Raw genomic sequence first — 18,532 nt, forward strand, 5'->3', positions numbered from 1 at the left:
AAACACAAAGTACAATAGTGAGTGAAAACGAAGCGAAAGGAAGATTCAAATGGCATTACATCAATTTCATTTAAAAGCAGATTGGCCTGGTGGACGTAATAATGTAGGCAACATTCAATTAGAAAACTTACAAACGAAAATATCCATCCCCCCAGAAATGGATGGCCCAGGTATTGGAACAAATCCAGACGAAATGTTATTAGGTGCTGCAGCTACGTGTTATGTAATCACATTAGCGGCAATGATTGAACGTGCAGAATTACCTTTAGCACATATGGAGCTAGAATCAACAGGAGATGTTGACGTCACGAATGGAGTTTTTACTTATAAACAGATTACACATTTTCCAACTGTGAAGTTAAAACGTGAGGCAACGGAAGCACAATTAAAACTAGTCCATGAGTTAGTGGAAAAAGCAGAGAAAACATGTATGATTTCCAAAGCGATTCAAGGTAACGTGACATTAGGTCTTGAACCAAAAATTTCTAAGCAATAGCTTGGCGCAAGAAATAGTTATAGGCATATCATGTAACATGCTGTAGTTGATCATTAATAACTTCTATTGTTTATTACTTGACATGACTATTCGGTTCTTTTACTATAGTTTAGTAAACTCATCGGAATTAGATGCTTTTTGTGAAGTTTCTAATATTCGATAACAATGATACTGATACAGGGAGGTAGGAAAATGGACACATTTTTTATATTGTTAAACATTGTCATTATGTTAGCAATTATCGGACTATTATTTTATATGCAGAAAAAACATGTTTCGTTTACGAAGCGTGTATTCACTGGTTTAGGATTAGGGATTGTGCTGGGAGCGTTTTTACAAATCGCATATGCAGCAGATTCAGAGGTTGTTAATGTAACAACAGATTGGTATAACATTGCTGGTAGAGGTTATGTATCACTTCTAATGATGATTGTTATTCCGCTTGTCATGGTATCAATTATTCAATCGATTATTAATCTTGAAAAATCAGCGGATTTAGGTAAAATGTCGGCTTGGATCTTAGCATTCCTAGTTGGAACAGCAATGATCGCTGCTTTAGTTGGGATTACAAGTGCATCAATTTTCGATTTAAATGCAGATCAAATTGAAATGGGGCAGGCTGAACAAGATCGAGGTTTAGCGCTAGAAGAACGTCTAGGTGAAGTGAAAGATTTATCCACCCCGGAAAAAATCTTAAGTTTCATCCCATCAAATCCATTCCTAGATATGACTGGTCAACGTGCTACTTCTACAATTGCGGTCGTTATCTTCTCCGTGTTTATCGGTGTGGCGGTATTGGGTGTTCGTCGTAAGAAACCAGAAGAAGCAACCCGTTTTATTAATGGTGTTAATGCAATTTACGCTGTTGTCATGCGCATGGTTACGTTAATTCTACGTCTAACACCATACGGTATACTAGGCTTAATGGCTAACACAGTTGCAACGACGGATGTTGCTGGAATCTTAGAATTAGGTAAATTTGTTGGTGCGTCTTACGTAGCATTACTTGCTATGTTTGTTATTCATTTATTATTAATTTCGTTGTTTGGTTTAAATCCAATGACGTTTGTGAAAAAAGTACTGCCTGTTTTAGGGTTTGCTTTCACATCACGTTCTAGTGCGGGAACGATTCCATTAAATATTCAAACGCAACGTAATAGTTTGGGTGTGCATGAAGGAATTGCGAATATGTCGGCATCATTTGGTGCAACGATTGGTCAAAATGGTTGTGCAGGTATTTATCCAGCGATGTTAGCTGTGATGATTGCTCCTTCGCAAGGAATTGATCCTTTAACACCTGGCTTTATTATTCAACTTGTCTTAATTATTGGTATCAGCTCATTTGGCGTGGCTGGTGTAGGTGGGGGCGCAACTTTTGCTGCCTTGATCGTATTATCATCCATGAACTTACCGGTAGCATTAGCAGGGTTGCTGATTTCAGTAGAGCCTTTAATTGATATGGGACGTACAGCACTTAATGTAAACGATGCAATGGTTACCGGAACGTTAACATCTAAAGTGATGAAAAAACTAAACATTAAACGTTACAACGATCCAACAGCTGTGGAGAAAGAAGCAAGTTTATAATGCAATGCGTAAAAAAAGTCCATTCGTTCGCTTACGAATGGACTTTTTCATGGCTTTAAAGTATTTGTTGCGGTTCTCATAATTTTTTAGGCTCTATACTAAATGTGGTGGTATCCCGTGATTTCTCAAAGCTTCCCTCGAAGAAAAAAAATACACGCAACCCCTCTCTTTAATAGTGGATATATTGAGGGGGTGAACAAAACAATAAAAGTGATGAAATGCATATCTTATGGCATTAAGCGTTTTGAGCGATTGAAAAAGAAGATACTGGGGCGTCAAGAGATAAGAAACGTCTTATTATAAAAGTACCTTAGCAGAGGAAATATGCGAGACTCCTACGGGAACAGCAAATGTTTTCGATGGGACGAGTAATCGCAGTCCCACGAGCCGAAGATCCACTTGGTTAAGCGGCTAGAAGTTAGACGAAAACCGTCACGTCCTGTGACAACGTCTAACTGACCCACGTCCTGTGTGCCCGAGGAAAGCGAGTATATTTCCCCTGCGGTTCAGGTACAAGTATGATGAATAATGTAATTGTGATAAAAGAGATGATGGAGTGAAAATGACACCACCACATTTGACAGAGACATTTTTTATAAAAGGACATCTTCTCATTTTACAAGAAACGAAAGAATAGCTATACCAGTTTTATGCATTAAGAAATTTGAAAGGACCATCAATCCCTTTCAAAAATTGGCAACAAGAGACCCTAAATAGTTTTGCTTATTAACTACTTAATGGTTTTATGGAAGGCATTCATAACCAAATCAAAGTAATTTAATTATACGAAATGTTTTTGGATTACAGCGGTTTGAGCACTTTTGCTTGAAAGTGTTACTGCGTCATTAATTAAAACAAGTCAATATACGACTTGCATAAACGGAGAGTGAGCAACGCTCTCCGAACATTTGACTTAGACCTGCTTTTTCTCTTTACTAATTTCTCATATCCTCTAATAAACCACCGTCATTCATTTTTCGAATTAGTGAAATCTTGCCACTTTCATGAAGGTTAATGATTCCTGTAATGGTAGCTGTGTTTGTTTGACCCTCTTTACTATATTCTACTTTGACCTCGTAATTGTAGGCGTTATTTTGAGTATTTTCTTGTTTTTGTATATCAATATTTACCGGATTTAATTGATACCCATATTCGTGTGCAAAATTCATAAAGGTTGTTACATAATTGTTACTAACCATTTGTTCTATATTACTAATTAGTGGCTTATAGTTTTTTTCTATATATACTTGTAGTTCTGGTGAATTTAAACCTTTATCAAAAATGGTGCTTAGTTTTTCATTAGGTCCTGTGAATTCGTATTCTAGATAAGTCTGGATTGTTTTCATATTATTCTCATCAATTACTTTGTCAGAGTTGTTTCTATCCCCATTCATTAGTGGGTTAACTAAAATAAGGAGTAATAATAGTACTCCAAGACCCAAAATACCAAAAGTAAACTTTTTCATAACATCACCTATCTTCCTTTTTCTTTATTATATAGATAAAACCAATCTGTTATTTTATTTATATGCATTCGCTTTTCCCCCAAAAATTTTTAAGGACATTAATTAGTCGATACTTTACTTGAAATATTTCACAAAATTCACTCATATCTATATGGATTATATTACCATAACACAATTTATTTATAAATAAAATTTTATAAATGGTATTATATACTTGGAATGAAAGGTGTTTGGAGCTTGTCCTGAGGGAGGAAGACAAACTATGACAGAACATTCAGTAGATGAGATGCAAAGAGAAGGTGAGGAAGTACTTTCGTGTGGATGTGTCCATCAAGGTAGTAAATAGAAGTATCACCATGGTTTACTTCAGATGTATGGTATTAATCTAGTTGAAAAATCTATTAGTAGTAATTAAAACCACAACTAATAGTAACATATTTTAGAAATTTTTTATTAACTGAAATTTAGTTATACCTCTCATTCTTTTTTATGTTGAACATTGGTATGTCAACACTAAATCAAACAGATATTAAAGGTTTATTAACTTGTATTCAGTCGGTGTTACATAATCGAATGATCCATGAATTCGAATGTTATTGAACCAGTAAACATAATCAAAAAGTACAAGGTCAAGTGCTTTTTGATAAATAAAATCAGCCTCTTTGACAAACTCTGTTTTGAATGTTTTGGATGCAACTTCGGCCATGACATTGTCATAGGGTATTCCCATCTCCCATCTCCATACGAAAAGTGGTTATTCAAGAAAAAAAACAGACGAGAAAAATTTAATTTTCTCGTCCATATCTATTACTATTTTATTACTTAAAGATTATTCGTAGAATACTTGATTATAAGGTGAATTTTATCCAAATACGCAACAAATTATTTGACATATGTTAATACGTTTACTTTTATGTCGCTAATTTCATTTTGTGAATCAAGAGAGAAAACTATCCTTTGATTACATCTTATGTGATGAAAACGGGTAGGTTGATGTCATGCAGTTGTTTTCTCTCAGTAAAGTAATATATCTACGATCGGTCATCTAGTTCTTGTCACGTAGTCGGTCATTGCTGTTGGAATTAATTTTGAATGCCTAAAAATATCAATTGCTTGCACGGTCTGTCATCTACCAATTTTTAAGCAGTTAAATCCAGAAAAGAACTCAAGTTTCTGTAAATCAAATTATTAACAATCAAATTTAACAGGCTAAAATTATTTACTCATACGTTTCATCGTCGCATAAATTGCTGGTAAAAGAACCAAGGTTAAAATAGTAGAAAACAACAATCCATATACAATAGAAATGGCTAATGGTCGGAATAATACATCTCCTGTAAAAATAATTGGAACCAACGCTGCAATGGATGTTAGAGTTGTTAATATTATTGGACGAACGCGAGCTCGCCCTGCTTCTTTAATAGCTTGCAACAATGTGTCATAGCGGTTTCGGTTCTGTTCGATAAATTCAATTAATAAAATTGAATTTCGTACAACAATTCCAGATAGTGAAACAATACCAAGTACAGCTAAGAAGCTTAATGGTTCACCCGAAACGAATAATCCCACAATAGCACCTGTAATTGCTAATAATACGGTGCTTGTGATTAATAATGGTGTTAGTAATGAATTAAATTGAATCGCAATCGTTAAATAAATAAGAAATAATACGATTAAAAATAATTTAGCTACCTCAATGAAGAATTCACTTTCAGCAGAACTTGCCCCTTCTTCAATGATTTGATAACCATCAGGTAAATCACTTTCTATTGATGAAATAATCGTATTTGCCTCTTCTGAAAATGCTTCTCCTTCGCCGTCTTGTTCGTATCCTTCAATGGTAATTGTTCGCTCTCCATTATAGTGAGGGATAGCGCCAATTTGTTTACTCGTTTCTTTCGTAATAAAGGAGTCGTAGCTAATCGTTTCAGGCGGACCATTTTCGTTTGGAATGGCTAACGTTAATGCGGATAAATCAATTCCCTGATTGTCTCCTTCATCTAATATTAATTGAAGCGGAAGGCGTTCTGTACCATTATCAAATGTCCCCAATGGAGCGCCGATATTTGCTAATTGTAGGCTTTGGATGATTTGATTTGGGTCAACACCTTCCTCAGCCAATAATTCTCGATCCAAATGGTAAGTAATATAATTTTGTTCTTTACTCGTATTGGATGTTACGATTTTTGCGCTATCCAGATCCGCTAATTGCGTTTTTAAATCATCAGCAATCGTAACAAGCCGGTCAATGTCAGGACCTTGGACTTTCACTTCCACACTTGGTGAAGGTGGTGGGCCTGATACAATCGTTTCCAAAAAGATTTCAGCATCAGGAAATGCTTCTCGTAAAGGCGATTCCCATTCATCAATGAAATCCGAAGCGCTAGTTGCGTCTCGATTTACTCGAACAACTAATTGCCCCGTGTTATCTCCTGTTCGTGTCATCGAAGAACTAAAAATACCAGGGAGCCCATCTCCAGTATAGGTTACGGTTTCTGTAATGGTATCGGTTTTCTCTAGTAAATATTTTTCCATTTCTTGAAGCTTCTGCTGTGTATCTTCGATGGTTGTTCCAGATGCTAACCGAGCGGATATCGTTACTTCAGCACGATCAGCCGCAGGGAAAAATTCAAAAGGAACTTTGAACACTAACAGTAGTAATAAAAGACAAAGGACAATACCTGAAATAACAGTCAACCATGGTTTTTTCAACGTAGCTGGGATAATGGAATCGGCATAAAATTTTTCTAGCTTATTAAATAAGTTGCCAAGAATACCTGTTTTTTTGCTGGAACTTTGTTTATTTCTATCTGTGTTTTTCTGTTTCGTATATTGAATAGTCGGAATTAATGTTAGCGCAAGAATCGTTGAAGCTACTACCGTACAGATTAGTGCTAAAGGTAATGCGCGAATAAAATCACCATTACTTCCCGACAAAAATGTCAGTGGAAAAAAACTGAATACAATCATTAATGTAGAAGTGACGATAGAAACGCCAACTTCACGAACACCATTAATGGTTCCTTTTAACGCTGATTCGCCTAATTGGAATCGACGTTGAATATTATCGTTTACCACAATGGCATCATCGACAAGGATACCAATGGCGACAATAATCCCAATAATTGAAATCTGATTTAAATCCACGCCAGCATATGGCAAAGGAATCAGTCCGATAATAATCGATAGTGGAATGGCAATGGCCACCAAAAGAGCAGATGAAAAAGGTAATCCAAGTAACATAATGATTAAAACGGCAATTAATGAAATCACAAACGATGTAATTAGGCTTGAGTATACCTCGTTAATTACTGTGCTTTGTGTGTAGAATTGATCCACCGAGACATTTGTTGGTAACGCAGCAGACAATGTATCAATTTTGTCCGTGATGTTTTGTTGCACTTGTTCAATATTCACACCTTCGCTAGCCTGGAGGGTGATTGAGATTGCATGTTGTCCTTCATATTGAATAATATCTGAAGGAGCTTGATTGACACGATTGATAGATGCAACATCGCTTAGATAAACCGCTTCTCCTGTCGATGGATTTGTCGTGATATAGATATTTTGTAGATCATCGATGTTCTCGTAATCTCTTATGCTCAATTGATATTGCGTACCATCTTCTTTTTGGGATCCAAGCGCTTTCGGTGATATTGCGTTATTTAATGCAGTAAGAACTTGATTAGGTTGGATGCGATTAATTTTCAGTTCTTCTGGGTTGATTGAAACCTTGAGTTCTTGGTCTGGCAACCCTTTAATTAGCAGGCTCTCCACTCCTGCAATTGAAGTGAGTTCTTGTTCCCATTGATTTAATTGATCACGTAGATTGTACAATGTTGCTTGATCATCAGCTAATAAATGATACGTTGCTACATTTGATTTAACGAGATCAGTGGAAACACTAGGCGTTTGGACTTCATCAGGAAAACCTTTTGCTTCTTCAGCGACGGTTTGTCGAATGTTGCTATAAACACTAGCGGCATCAATATCGCTTTCCAATGACAACGTGAGGGTAGCAAACCCTGTTGTGGAAGCAGATGATATCTCACTAATGCCATTGATATCATCTAATGCAGATTCTAATGGGTTGGTAACGGTTTGCTCGATTGTACTGGGTGTTGCACCAGGATAGACAGTAGAGATGGAAGCAATGTTTTGACTGATTTCGGGAATATCTCGTTTAGGTAATTGAATATATGTAAAAATACCAGTGAAAATTAATAAAACAAGAAATACCCAAACAATCTTGCGGTATCGTAAAAGATACTTCACGTGACCCCTCCTTTTAAAAAATTAAATAATACATCAAGTAATACCCTAATAAATATGATTTAAAACTGCTATTAATTAGTAAAAAAATATGAAATAATAAAAGAAATTAAGAATTTAAGGGGGAATAAAGATGCCTAACCAATTAGCAATGGATAAGTATGCTGAGTTAGCCTTAGTAACTGGAGTTAACCTTCAGTCTGGGCAAGGTCTGATCATTAATGCACCAATAGAAGCAATTGATTTTGTTCGCTTGCTCGTAGCAAAAGCCTATGAAAAAGGTGCGAAAAATGTACATATTGAATGGAATGATGGGGATTTAACATACTTAAAAATGAAGTATGCGCCAATGGAAGTACTAAAACAGTTTCCAAAATGGAGAGCAGATGGATTGCTAGAAATGGTTCAAGATGGTTACTCCCTATTGACAGTTTATGGTCCAGATCCAAATTTATTGCAGGGCATTGAAGCAGATCGAATTAGTGCTGCTAATAAAGCAAATGCACAAGCTTTAACAGAATACCGAGACTATGTCATGAATGATCGTGTCACTTGGTCTATTGTTGGCTATCCGACAGAAGCGTGGGCAAGAAAAATTTTCCCTGAACTTCCTGTTACAGAAGCACAAGAAAAGTTGTGGGAGCAAATCTTGTTTATTACGCGAGCGGATCAAGCAGATCCAATTAAAGCCTGGCAAGAACATAATGCAGTCTTAAGACAAGCAAAGGATTATTTAAATCGTAAACAATATAAACAACTGATCTATCAAGCAGAAGGAACGGATTTAACGATTGAATTACCAGAAGGTCATATTTGGGATGGCGGTTCCGGACCTTCAGAAAGTGGAGTGGAATTTAATGCTAATATTCCGACAGAAGAAGTCTTTACGATGCCTCATAAATATGGGGTGAACGGAACGGTAAAAAGTACTAAACCACTTAGCTACGGTGGTAATATTATTGATCAATTTTCTTTAACATTTAAAGATGGGAAAGTAGTTGAGTTCTCGGCAGAAACTGGAGAAGAAGCATTAAAACACTTATTAGAAACCGACAGTGACGGAGCGAAACGTTTAGGAGAAGTAGCATTAGTACCGCACCAATCTCCCATTTCACAATCTGGTTTGATCTTTTTCAATACTCTGTTTGATGAAAATGCTTCTTGTCATTTAGCACTTGGAAAAGCATACCCAACTACGATCAAAAAGGGAGCAAGCATGACACTAGAGGACATGGATAAGCATGGAGTAAATAATAGCTTAATTCATGAAGACTTCATGATTGGTTCTGCAGATATGAACATAGATGGGATTACAAAAGATGGCGAGAAAGAGGCTATATTCCGAAATGGTAACTGGGCAATTTCATTTGATTTATAATACAATTTGATAAAAGCATTAGTTAGGAATACTACCTTATTTAAGCAATAGACTTAGGAAGGTGGTATTTTTTTATGCGAAAAAAGCGCGATTTGACATCAATTGTCTTATTATATTGCATATAATGATGCTTATTTACATTGACGTAACAATCGATTTACAATAACATTAATTGTCAGCATAAACGGCAGTTTTTCTATTAGAATGGGTATAGATAGAAGTAATGAAATTTTTAGACATTATGGTTAATATTTTAGGAGTGAGCAACATGAGGCGAGAAGCCTTTTTTGATAATGCCAAGTTTGTACTTATTTTTTTGGTTGTATTTGGTCATTTGATCCAGCCATTTACAGATGCGAAAGGTATTGATGTACTTTATCATTTTATCTACCTTTTTCATATGCCAGCTTTCATTTTGCTGAGTGGATTTTTCGCAAAAGGAATTGGGAAAGTGGGATATATTTGGCAAATGTTTCGAAAATTAATTATTCCTTACCTGTTGTTTCAATTATTATATTCGGGCTATTATTACTTAATTGGAGATCCAGGGTGGGAAACAACCTGGTATGAGCCCCACTGGGCGCTATGGTTTTTGCTTAGTCTATTTTGTTGGCATGTATTATTAATCTTGTTTAAACAAGTGCCACCAATTATCAGTATAACGACTGCTTTAGTAATTGGGCTGGGGATTGGTTATATAAATGATGTTGGCCATGCTTTTAGTTTATCTAGAACCTTTGTCTTTTTTCCATTTTTTGTACTTGGTTATTGGTTATCGAAACAGCATTTACTCCAATTAACGCAACCTGTTTTTAAATGGAGTAGTCTAATCATAGTGAGCACTGTCATTGTTTTACTAAGCATATCTCCAACCCAATCGATTGACTGGTTACTAGGTTCTTTTTCCTATCAAGAAATGGGTCAGCCAATTTGGGGTGGTGTGATTCGATTCGGTGTTTATTTGCTTGCCCTGTTGTTAACTTGCTGTATACTAGCTTGGATTCCCCGGAAAACATATAACTGGACAGCACGTGGTAAACAAACGCTGTATGTCTATTTATTACATGGCGTTTTCATTCAATTTTTCCGAGAAGCTGGGTGGTTTAAAATTGATAATTTAGTCGATGTAATGGGATTAGTGCTGTTAGCGTTGTTAATTGTGTTGTTGCTTTCTAGTAAAATGATTTGCGTTCCTTTTCAGCCTCTGATCGAAGGTAAGGTTACGCAGATTAAACAATGGCACTATGAAAGAAGACGAAAGAAACGTATTTATTTACACTAAAAAAATGCTGAGGAACAGTTTTGATGCGCTTTCCTTCAGCATTTTAATGTAGTTTGGCACGGGAAGAATATTTCTTAATAGATAGAACTATTGTAGTAGCGTCTAGCGTTTTAGATTCCAAGTCATTCTCAAAAAACATAATATAGTAATCCAGCAGCTCCAAATCCGATGATACCAATTGCTCCAGCATATAAGGCAACTTTGGTACGGAAATTATGGTGCGCATTTGTTTCAGAATAATAATCACCCCGACTTGAACTGGAAGTAACGCCTAAAAATACCGCAGAAAGAGCCACCCCAATAATACCTAAGACAAGAAAAAAAGTAATCACTACTTTGTTCGCCTCCATTGTTTAGATTACTACTCTCTACGGTTGGATGAACGAAATGGTTTCAAGTATATCTAGTTAGGATATGATCAACCGAAGCGCCATATCCTTCACCAAATAATAGTAGATGGACAAGTAAATAATAGAGCTGATAGATTGGTTTAATATCTTCATAATAAGATTCTATTTCAAATACTTCTTGATAAGCATCATAAAAAGCTTGTGAAAAACCACCAAATACTTCGGTGAATGCTAACTCAAATAAATGATCCCCATAAAAAACAGCCGGATCAATGACATAAGGCTTTCCGTTCGCGCCAGTAACCCAATTGCCACCCCAAAGATCGCCGTGTAGAAGGGAAGCTTTTGGATAAGCCGGTAACAAGTTGTCCAATTGATCGATTAATTTTTCTAATCGTTGTTCACGATCTTTCGGCAGTCGATGGTGAATAAGTGTTTTTTTAAATAATGGTTTTAATCGGAATTCTCGATAATACGTTACCCAATCTGATGTGAACTGATTTGGTTGGTCGAGTGTTCCAATAAAGCCATCTTGATCAAAGCCAAATTGTTGATGGGTGTGTTGGTGCATTGCTGCAATATTTTGTCCTAAGTCAGTGATTGTCTGGTCATTCTTTTTGCCTTCTACCCAATCCATCACAAGTATGCCAGTATCTCCTTGGTCGGGTTGATTATAGAAATGTACGTGCGGTACAGCGATGGTATTTGTTTCTTCAATTAATTGTAGACCCTTTGCTTCAAAACGGAAAAAATGACTAGAAGCGTGCTCGTTCTGTTTAAGAAAATATTGTTTCTTTTCTGTTTGGACGTGATAGGCTTGGTTAATATCACCGCCACTTACAGGACGAACGGCAATAATTGAAGTAGTGTCACCAATGTGCTCAAGCACTTGTTTGATTTGTTGTTTCATTTAACTCACTTCCTTTTCTAACTATGATAACGGCTAAAACCAGTGATAGGCAACCGATTGAAAGTGAGTTAGCTTATTAGTCATTTGTTTTTTATGACTGATATCATGTAAAATGGTGGAGGGTATGCATGGAAAAAAACAACGTGAAATATAAAAATCAGTAACAAAGGGGGATTAGCTTTGATTAGCAATGAGCAAGTACTACAAAAAATTCTACAAGAAGCACAGGCTGCTATAGGAAAAAGTCATGAAACGTCCGAAGTTAAATCACACGCAAATGCTATTCGGTTATTATGTGATTTACTATTAGATACAAAAGATGAAAATATAAAAGCCACTAATACTAATTTTTCTGTACCAAAACAAGGTTCACCCAATGAACTAGAGTTACGCAAAATGATGGGTGATTTACCCAATACCTCAAATAATACCACGTTGCCGGCCAAAAAACTAGACGATGACGATGCAAATGGTGACTCCATTTTTGATTTTTAGTTTTAATGAATAGAAAGGGTGAATAACAGATGAAACTATTCTTATTGTTAGGTGCCATCAATGGCTTTCTAGCGGTTGCTTTTGGTGCTTTTGGTGCCCACGGTTTAGAAGCAAAACTGACAGAAAAAGCAATGAGCACATGGGAAAAGGCAGTCCAGTATCAAATGTTTCATACCGTTGGTCTATTGGTTGTGGCTATTTTATTAGCAAAATATCAATTGACTAGCATTTCAATAGCAGGATGGTTTTTCTTAGCGGGAATCATTATTTTTTCAGGAAGTTTATATATTTATGCAACAACATCCATCAAAACCTTTGCAATGATCACTCCGATTGGTGGGGTAGCCTTTTTAGTAGGCTGGGTATTGCTTGGTTATGTGGCTCTTAAAGTGGCCACGTAGTAACATAATGTAGCAAAAAAGAGACTAGGATAAAACAAAATTAGCAGAACCAAAATCCGAACAATGTGAACGAAGCGTAGGCAAAATACGTAGACTCCTGCGGGAAAAGTACGAGCCGAAGATCCACTGGGTGAAGTGCTTTTCTTCACACAGTTAGCTGATGCTGTGCCCGCAGAAAGCGAAGTATCTTACCGAAGCGTTATATTTGCCCACGTTAATGTTCGGATTTTTCCTGTTCAGTTACTCTTTTGTCCCAGTCGTTTGTTCTGACCTTACTTACCGTGCATAAGTACGAGTTCTTGGATAATCGTATTCGATTTCCCCATCAAATGTGATGTAGTCTAGATAAATCGTCAATAATAAGTAACGTTTATTTGTTTCAGGGTCGCTAATAATGATATGATCTCTCCCAGCTGCTTCAATAATACCTTTAAAAATTTTAGCATTCCAACGATCGTTATTTTCAAAAGTCATATAAATTGTGGCAACTTTTCCTTTGTTTAAACGAAGAATGTTTTCAATATAAGATTCTTCTATTGGCAACATACCAGGTACTTGACTGCTGCTTGGTTGATTTTGTGTCGGGCTTTGGAATGGCGGATAGCCATAAGATGGGTAATAAACTGGTTGTTGTTGCGTATAACCTGGTTGATACATCATTGGAGAATAACCTCCACTTTGCATTTGTGGCTGATACATTCCCGGCGTTTGTTGACGTTGTTTCTTTTCTTCACTCATGAACATGTAACACTCCTCTCTTATATGTGCGGACATTCCGATACTAACGGTGCAAAAAAAACAGTGTGATTTATGCCTTCCAGAATTCCACTGGTTAAACCATTGTGCTGGCAAGTTCCATCAAGTCTAAAAACCATAGAGACCTTTCTTTTTAGCACACTTTCCACTACATATACCTATGCAGGAGTGAAAGAAAAATGAACATAATTCCTACTTGTTTCAAATAATTTCCCCTAATTTTCAGTTGAATGAAACAAATGGTTAAGCTCAATAACTAATGTTTCGTGTTAATAAACACAAAAAAGCCCCGCTTATAGCGGGACCTTTCACAAAAATATTATATTTGCAAAAATGTTGGAACTTCTTCTTGAGGAAGGATATTACCGACGTAAAAGGAACCAAATTCCCCGTAACGTGCACTTACTTCATCAAAGCGCATTTCATAGACTAATTTTTTGATATCTAGTGCATCTTTAGCAAATAAGGTAACGCTCCATTCCCAATCATCAAAGCCCATGGAACCGGTAATAATCTGACGGATCTTGCCTGCATATTTTCTACCAGTCATGCCGTGTTCGTACATTAAACGTCGGCGATCTTCCATCGGTAAGGTATACCAATTGTCATTGCCTTGACGTCGCTTATCCATTGGGTAAAAACAAATGTGATCCCATTTTGGTAAACGCGGACGTAGGCGTGCTTGTGTACCAGGGTTTTCTTCTGGTTTTTCTCCTTCTTTTGCCATGTATTTTGACAATTCAACGATGGAAACATAGGAGTATGTTTGCTTTGTGAAGCCTGCTAATGCAGATTTATTAAATGCTAATTCTACTTCCTGTAGTTCTTTCATCGTCGGGCGAAGAATCATAAGAAGTAGGTCAGCTTTATGTCCTAAAGTCGTATATACAGCATGACTGCCAGTTTTGGCTTCATCGATCGCTTCCCAATCGGTAAGCATAGCCTGAAACTCAGCAATCGCTTCTTCTTTTTTTGCTGGAGAAGCTTGTTTCCATGCCACCCAGTCTATTTTTCTTAAGTCGTGTAGACAATACCAACCGTCCATTGTTTCTACTGCTTGTGCCACAACAATCGCTCCTTATTTATATAACAATTTTATCTACTATTTCGTCTCGTTTTTAATATAACATAAAACGGGTATAGTAAACATGTGGAACGATTAAGTACGAAAAAGTTAAATAGTACTAAAGATACTGCTGGGAAAGGGATTGTCATAAAGTTATCAGGAACTCCTATTGGAAATTGTCATGATTTAGACAAAAAATAAAGGAGCAGCTGTAAGTGTATAGGTCTAAGCAAAGCGTGGTTAGAAGCAGCTAAAAAAAACACTTTATTAAAATTTTATTGAACAGTTTAAAAAAAGTGAAAGCTACTACTTTTATTCATACACAAAAAGGCGTATTATATATAACAGAAATGATTTTGGAGGTTGAAAAAATGAGTAATTTATTTGATACGTTAAAAGGTAGATTATCGGGGAATAGTAGAAGAATCGTGTTCCCAGAAGGATATGATGAACGAATTCTAACAGCAGCTAGCCAACTAGCAGCTGATGGTTTAATCGAACCTGTATTAGTTGGAACAAGAGAAAAACTAGAACAGAAAGCAAAAGAATTAAAGCTTTCACTTGATCAAGTTGAGGTTATTGACCCTACAAACTATGCAGAATTTGAGGAAATGGTTATCAGTTTTGTTGAACGTCGTAAAGGTAAAGCTACAGAAGAAGATGCACGAAAAATCCTACTAGATGAAAATTACTTCGGTACGATGCTTGTCTATATGGATAAAGCAGATGGTTTAGTGAGTGGTGCAGCACATTCTACAGCAGACACGGTACGACCTGCATTACAAATTATTAAAACTCAACCAGGTATTAAGAAAACTTCTGGTGTATTTATCATGGTTCGTGAAAATGAAAAATACGTTTTCGCAGATTGTGCTATTAACATCGCTCCGGATAGTCAAGATCTTGCTGAGATTGCGCTTGCAAGTGCAGACACTGCGCAATTATTTGATATTGATCCACGCGTAGCGATGCTTAGCTTCTCAACAAAAGGTTCAGCGAAATCTGACGAGACAGAAAAAGTAGCAGCAGCCGTTAAAATTGCAAAAGAACAACGCCCGGATTTAGCGTTAGACGGTGAATTCCAATTTGATGCTGCATTTGTTCCAAGTGTAGCAGAGAAAAAAGCACCAAATGCTGAAATCAAAGGGGACGCAAATGTGTTTGTATTCCCTGGATTAGAAGCAGGTAATATTGGTTATAAGATTGCACAGCGTTTAGGTAACTTTGATGCAGTGGGTCCGATTCTACAAGGGCTTAATAAACCTGTGAATGATTTATCACGTGGTTGTAACAGTGATGATGTGTACAAATTAGCGATCATTACAGCTGCGCAGTCATTGTAATTAATAAACGCATGTAAGCAGAGTTATCTTATGAAAGATAACTCTGTTTTTTAAAGTATGCGAATATAAGCATACGAAGCTATAAAGAAAGTAGGATAGATATGCGTAAGATTGTTCAAGTTATCCTCCACCATCTATGGATGGATTATAAATATCCCTTTGTTACCGTACATGGGAAAGTCGCAAAGAAAGATTTTTATATTGTAGAAGTGATTGATCAAGATGGTGTTCGTGGGTACGGCGAAACCGAGGCTTTTCCCACGCCTTGGTATACAGAAGAAACAACAGCTACTACCAAAATAGCTTTAGAAAATTACTTAATTCCAACATTATTTCAAGCTAACATCCAACATCCAGAGGAATTAAATGAACAATTTCAAACGATTCGCCGCAATCATATGGCAAAAGCAGCTTTGGAACAAGCGGTATGGGATTTATATGCCAAAAAACAGCAACAGCCGCTTTATCAATTAATTGGTGGCACGCAAGAGACCGTTCCTGTTGGTGTTAGTATCGGATTGAAAGAAACGGATCAAGCGTTACTGGATACCATTGAAGAAAAAATAGCAGCTGGTTACAAGCGGGTGAAACTAAAAGTAAGAAAAGGCGAGGAAATCGATACGCTAGAAAAAGTAAGAAAAGTTTATCCTACTTTGCCACTAATGATTGATGCAAATGGCAGTTACTCATGGAAAGACAAAGATCGATTACTTGCGCTGGATCAGTTCAAATTACTTATGATTGAGCAGCCGTTTCCACAAAATGATTTTGTCGATCATGCCATACTTCAGTCAATGCTTGAAACTCCACTTTGCTTGGACGAAAGTATCCATACGGTTAGTGATATGAAAACCGCAATTGCTTTAGGAAGCTGTCAAATTGTCAACGTGAAATTAAGTCGAGTAGGAGGGTTCTCTGCCGTAAAACAAATACACGATTTAGCAGTTGCTCATGACATCCCATTGTGGTGTGGCGGCATGCTAGAAGCGGGAGTCGGTCGTGCGCACAGCTTAGCGATTGCTACCTTGCCACAATTCAGCTTACCTGCAGATACAGCAAGTTCCTCACATTATTGGCATCGTGATATTATCCAACCCGAAGTAACATTAGAGCGTGGAATGATTCAATTACCGCAAGAACCTGGGTTGGGGTATGCAGTAGATCATGAGGCATTAGCCTTTTATCGTGTGGATAAACATCTTTATAAAAATGAGTAAGTGTTTTTATAAAGATGTAAATGATCTTCCTACTCTGACTCCGAAATTTCTTCCTCTAAATCTTCTAACAACACTGTTTTTGCAACCATCGCCTTGTTCCTGTATGTTTTTTGAAATCATGTGTTTATTAGGGATTCTTTACAGAACTAACGAAAGATAATACCATTTGGTATGTAATTTGACGGAAGTTGTATAGCTGTTATTTCTAATTATAGGAATGGGTTTATTAATTGGGGCCAATTTATGAAAATTAAGTAGCATTAAGTAACATTGTTATTGATGTAAGTTGGAGGTGGCGATCGGATTCGAACCGAGGATAAGCAGACCTTCGCCTTCCTACTTGACTATGCATCACGTTGTAAAGAGTGTAGAACTCTTTACAAGTGATAAAAAGATAATTATGTGGTATACACAACTTTTTCCCATCTGTTTTTATAGCGTCACTTAAGACTTGAAAACTTAGAAAATTCTCTATTGTCTTCACAAGTCTTTTGATGTTACGCCCTCTGCTTCTGTAGCGGGATTACCGAGCATCTCTCTCTGACGGGCTTAAAAGTTTAAAATAAGTCTCCAAGCGCTTTTTGATTGCGATCGACCATTTGTTGCTTGCGTTTATCAAAGGTTTGTTTTTCTTCATTCGATAGCTCTGAAATGATCCAATCAATTTTTTCTGTCGTTAGAAAATCTGTTACCATTTGTTTAAATTCACTGACAGTCAGCTCTGTATTCAATAGTTGGCTCAACGAACGCATGGTATCTGGTTGTATCGTTGGATAGTGGAACTTAGTTTCTTCTCCTCTCACCCCTGTTTGATAAAACTGTTGAATTAATTCAGCTCGTTCTTGACCGCTTCCCTCAATGGAGATATAAATTTGGACAGCAACACCATCACGGACACGCCGTTGGGAGATACCAGCAAATTTTTTTCCATTAATACTTAAATCATACTCTCCAGGGCAATAAGAGCCTATGACTTCATACGCCTCTATCTCATCCGTTTCTTGTTTTAAAATTCCACGTATGAGGGAAACCATTACTTCATATCCTTCATGAATTCCTAGTTTGTTACCGCCAGGCAGTAAGATTGAAAAATTCAAGACCCCTTTATCTAGTACAACTGCCAAGCCACCAGAGTTACGAACAACGGGCTGATATTCTTGTTGTTTGAGATAAGTGATTGCTTCGTTTTTATAAGGGATTCTTGCATCAGGTATACCAAGTACAACAGTTTTATCATGTACCCAAAACCGAATAACAGGTGGGGAAGACTGATTGCTAACAGATAAAGCAAGTGCATCATCTATTGCAAAATCATCCATTGCTGAGGCGTGCATGGTTGGATTACTATGATCAATCAAACGGATCTGCTGATGATTAAAAAAACTTTTCCATTCAGACATGTATGTTAACTCCTTTGTTGTTCTGAAATAGCAATAGATTTAAATCTAGAGAAATGACTTTCTTCTCTTTTAGATTATCCAAAACTATTATATAATGAATAGATAAATTATGC

Annotated in this window: 16 protein-coding genes and 1 pseudogene; 9 read left to right on the forward strand and 8 right to left on the reverse strand. The window is 36.7% G+C overall.

All coding sequences use genetic code 11. The annotated features are described in order from the left end of the window. Window positions 1–49 precede the first annotated feature (49 nt). From DES48_RS04585 to DES48_RS16350, 3 genes and pseudogenes are all read left to right on the forward strand, one after another. Window positions 50–496 (forward strand): OsmC family protein, encoded by a 447-nt coding sequence (locus DES48_RS04585; RefSeq protein WP_079710543.1) that lies wholly within the window; start codon window positions 50–52, stop codon window positions 494–496. A gap of 192 nt (window positions 497–688) precedes the next feature. After that, on the forward strand, window positions 689–2,083 hold the full coding sequence (locus tag DES48_RS04590; RefSeq protein WP_113867255.1) for an L-cystine transporter: 1,395 nt from the start codon (window positions 689–691) through the stop codon (window positions 2,081–2,083). Between the two features lie 168 nt (window positions 2,084–2,251). Next, window positions 2,252–2,386: pseudogene (locus DES48_RS16350) on the forward strand (transposase); the annotation flags it as partial. Between the two features lie 632 nt (window positions 2,387–3,018). On the opposite strand, the gene DES48_RS04600 reads toward DES48_RS16350, so the two are convergent. The 3 genes from DES48_RS04600 to DES48_RS04610 all read right to left on the reverse strand — a co-directional run bounded on the left by DES48_RS04600 (window position 3,019) and on the right by DES48_RS04610 (window position 7,824). Further along, window positions 3,019–3,549: a hypothetical protein gene (locus DES48_RS04600; protein WP_113867257.1), complete on the reverse strand. Its 531-nt coding sequence runs from the start codon at window positions 3,547–3,549 to the stop codon at window positions 3,019–3,021. Window positions 3,550–4,078: 529 nt separating this feature from the next. Continuing rightward, window positions 4,079–4,279, reverse strand: coding sequence for an IS3 family transposase (locus tag DES48_RS04605; RefSeq protein WP_113867259.1), 201 nt, complete (start codon window positions 4,277–4,279; stop codon window positions 4,079–4,081). A gap of 485 nt (window positions 4,280–4,764) precedes the next feature. Next, a complete protein-coding gene (locus tag DES48_RS04610) occupies window positions 4,765–7,824 on the reverse strand; it encodes an efflux RND transporter permease subunit (RefSeq protein ID WP_113867261.1) in 3,060 nt (1,019 codons plus the stop codon). A 130-nt stretch (window positions 7,825–7,954) separates the two neighbouring features. Here DES48_RS04610 and DES48_RS04615 point away from each other — a divergent pair, with 130 nt between their 5' ends. Beyond that, a complete protein-coding gene (locus tag DES48_RS04615) occupies window positions 7,955–9,199 on the forward strand; it encodes an aminopeptidase (protein ID WP_113867263.1) in 1,245 nt (414 codons plus the stop codon). A 268-nt stretch (window positions 9,200–9,467) separates the two neighbouring features. Continuing rightward, the gene (locus tag DES48_RS04620) at window positions 9,468–10,481 is read left to right on the forward strand and encodes an acyltransferase family protein (RefSeq protein WP_113867265.1); all 1,014 of its coding nucleotides are present in this window, start codon (window positions 9,468–9,470) and stop codon (window positions 10,479–10,481) included. Window positions 10,482–10,609: 128 nt separating this feature from the next. Here the strand turns inward: DES48_RS04620 and DES48_RS04625 are convergent, their stop codons facing one another. Further along, the gene (locus DES48_RS04625; protein ID WP_079710551.1) at window positions 10,610–10,813 is read right to left on the reverse strand and encodes a hypothetical protein; all 204 of its coding nucleotides are present in this window, start codon (window positions 10,811–10,813) and stop codon (window positions 10,610–10,612) included. Between the two features lie 61 nt (window positions 10,814–10,874). Beyond that, complete coding sequence (locus tag DES48_RS04630; RefSeq protein ID WP_113867267.1) at window positions 10,875–11,741, reverse strand: fructosamine kinase family protein; 867 nt, start codon at window positions 11,739–11,741, stop codon at window positions 10,875–10,877. 180 nt (window positions 11,742–11,921) lie between these two features. Between DES48_RS04630 and DES48_RS04635 the strand changes: the two genes are divergently transcribed. Both DES48_RS04635 and DES48_RS04640 read left to right on the forward strand, forming a co-directional pair. Next, the gene (locus DES48_RS04635) at window positions 11,922–12,236 is read left to right on the forward strand and encodes a YwdI family protein (RefSeq protein ID WP_113867269.1); all 315 of its coding nucleotides are present in this window, start codon (window positions 11,922–11,924) and stop codon (window positions 12,234–12,236) included. Window positions 12,237–12,265: 29 nt separating this feature from the next. Beyond that, window positions 12,266–12,637 carry a DUF423 domain-containing protein gene (locus DES48_RS04640; RefSeq protein ID WP_079710554.1) on the forward strand — a complete coding sequence of 124 codons (372 nt, stop codon included), beginning with the start codon at window positions 12,266–12,268 and terminating at the stop codon, window positions 12,635–12,637. Window positions 12,638–12,913: 276 nt separating this feature from the next. Here DES48_RS04640 and gerQ read toward each other — a convergent pair whose 3' ends face one another. Next, window positions 12,914–13,375 (reverse strand): spore coat protein GerQ, encoded by a 462-nt coding sequence (gene gerQ / locus DES48_RS04645; RefSeq protein WP_079711003.1) that lies wholly within the window; start codon window positions 13,373–13,375, stop codon window positions 12,914–12,916. A 337-nt stretch (window positions 13,376–13,712) separates the two neighbouring features. Next, the gene (hemQ, locus tag DES48_RS04650) at window positions 13,713–14,459 is read right to left on the reverse strand and encodes a hydrogen peroxide-dependent heme synthase (RefSeq protein ID WP_113867273.1); all 747 of its coding nucleotides are present in this window, start codon (window positions 14,457–14,459) and stop codon (window positions 13,713–13,715) included. Window positions 14,460–14,830: 371 nt separating this feature from the next. On the opposite strand from hemQ, the gene pta reads away from it, so the two are divergent. Both pta and menC read left to right on the forward strand, forming a co-directional pair. Next, complete coding sequence (gene pta, locus DES48_RS04655) at window positions 14,831–15,802, forward strand: phosphate acetyltransferase (RefSeq protein ID WP_113867275.1); 972 nt, start codon at window positions 14,831–14,833, stop codon at window positions 15,800–15,802. A 101-nt stretch (window positions 15,803–15,903) separates the two neighbouring features. After that, window positions 15,904–17,019, forward strand: a complete 1,116-nt coding sequence (gene menC, locus DES48_RS04660) for an o-succinylbenzoate synthase (RefSeq protein WP_113867277.1) — start codon at window positions 15,904–15,906, stop codon at window positions 17,017–17,019. A 557-nt stretch (window positions 17,020–17,576) separates the two neighbouring features. Here menC and DES48_RS04665 read toward each other — a convergent pair. Next, window positions 17,577–18,419, reverse strand: coding sequence for a lipoate--protein ligase family protein (locus tag DES48_RS04665; RefSeq protein ID WP_079710558.1), 843 nt, complete (start codon window positions 18,417–18,419; stop codon window positions 17,577–17,579). Between the last annotated feature and the right edge of the window lie 113 nt (window positions 18,420–18,532).

The organism is Paraliobacillus ryukyuensis (genome assembly GCF_003315295.1).
In the GTDB taxonomy this organism is placed as follows: domain Bacteria; phylum Bacillota; class Bacilli; order Bacillales; family Amphibacillaceae; genus Paraliobacillus; species Paraliobacillus ryukyuensis.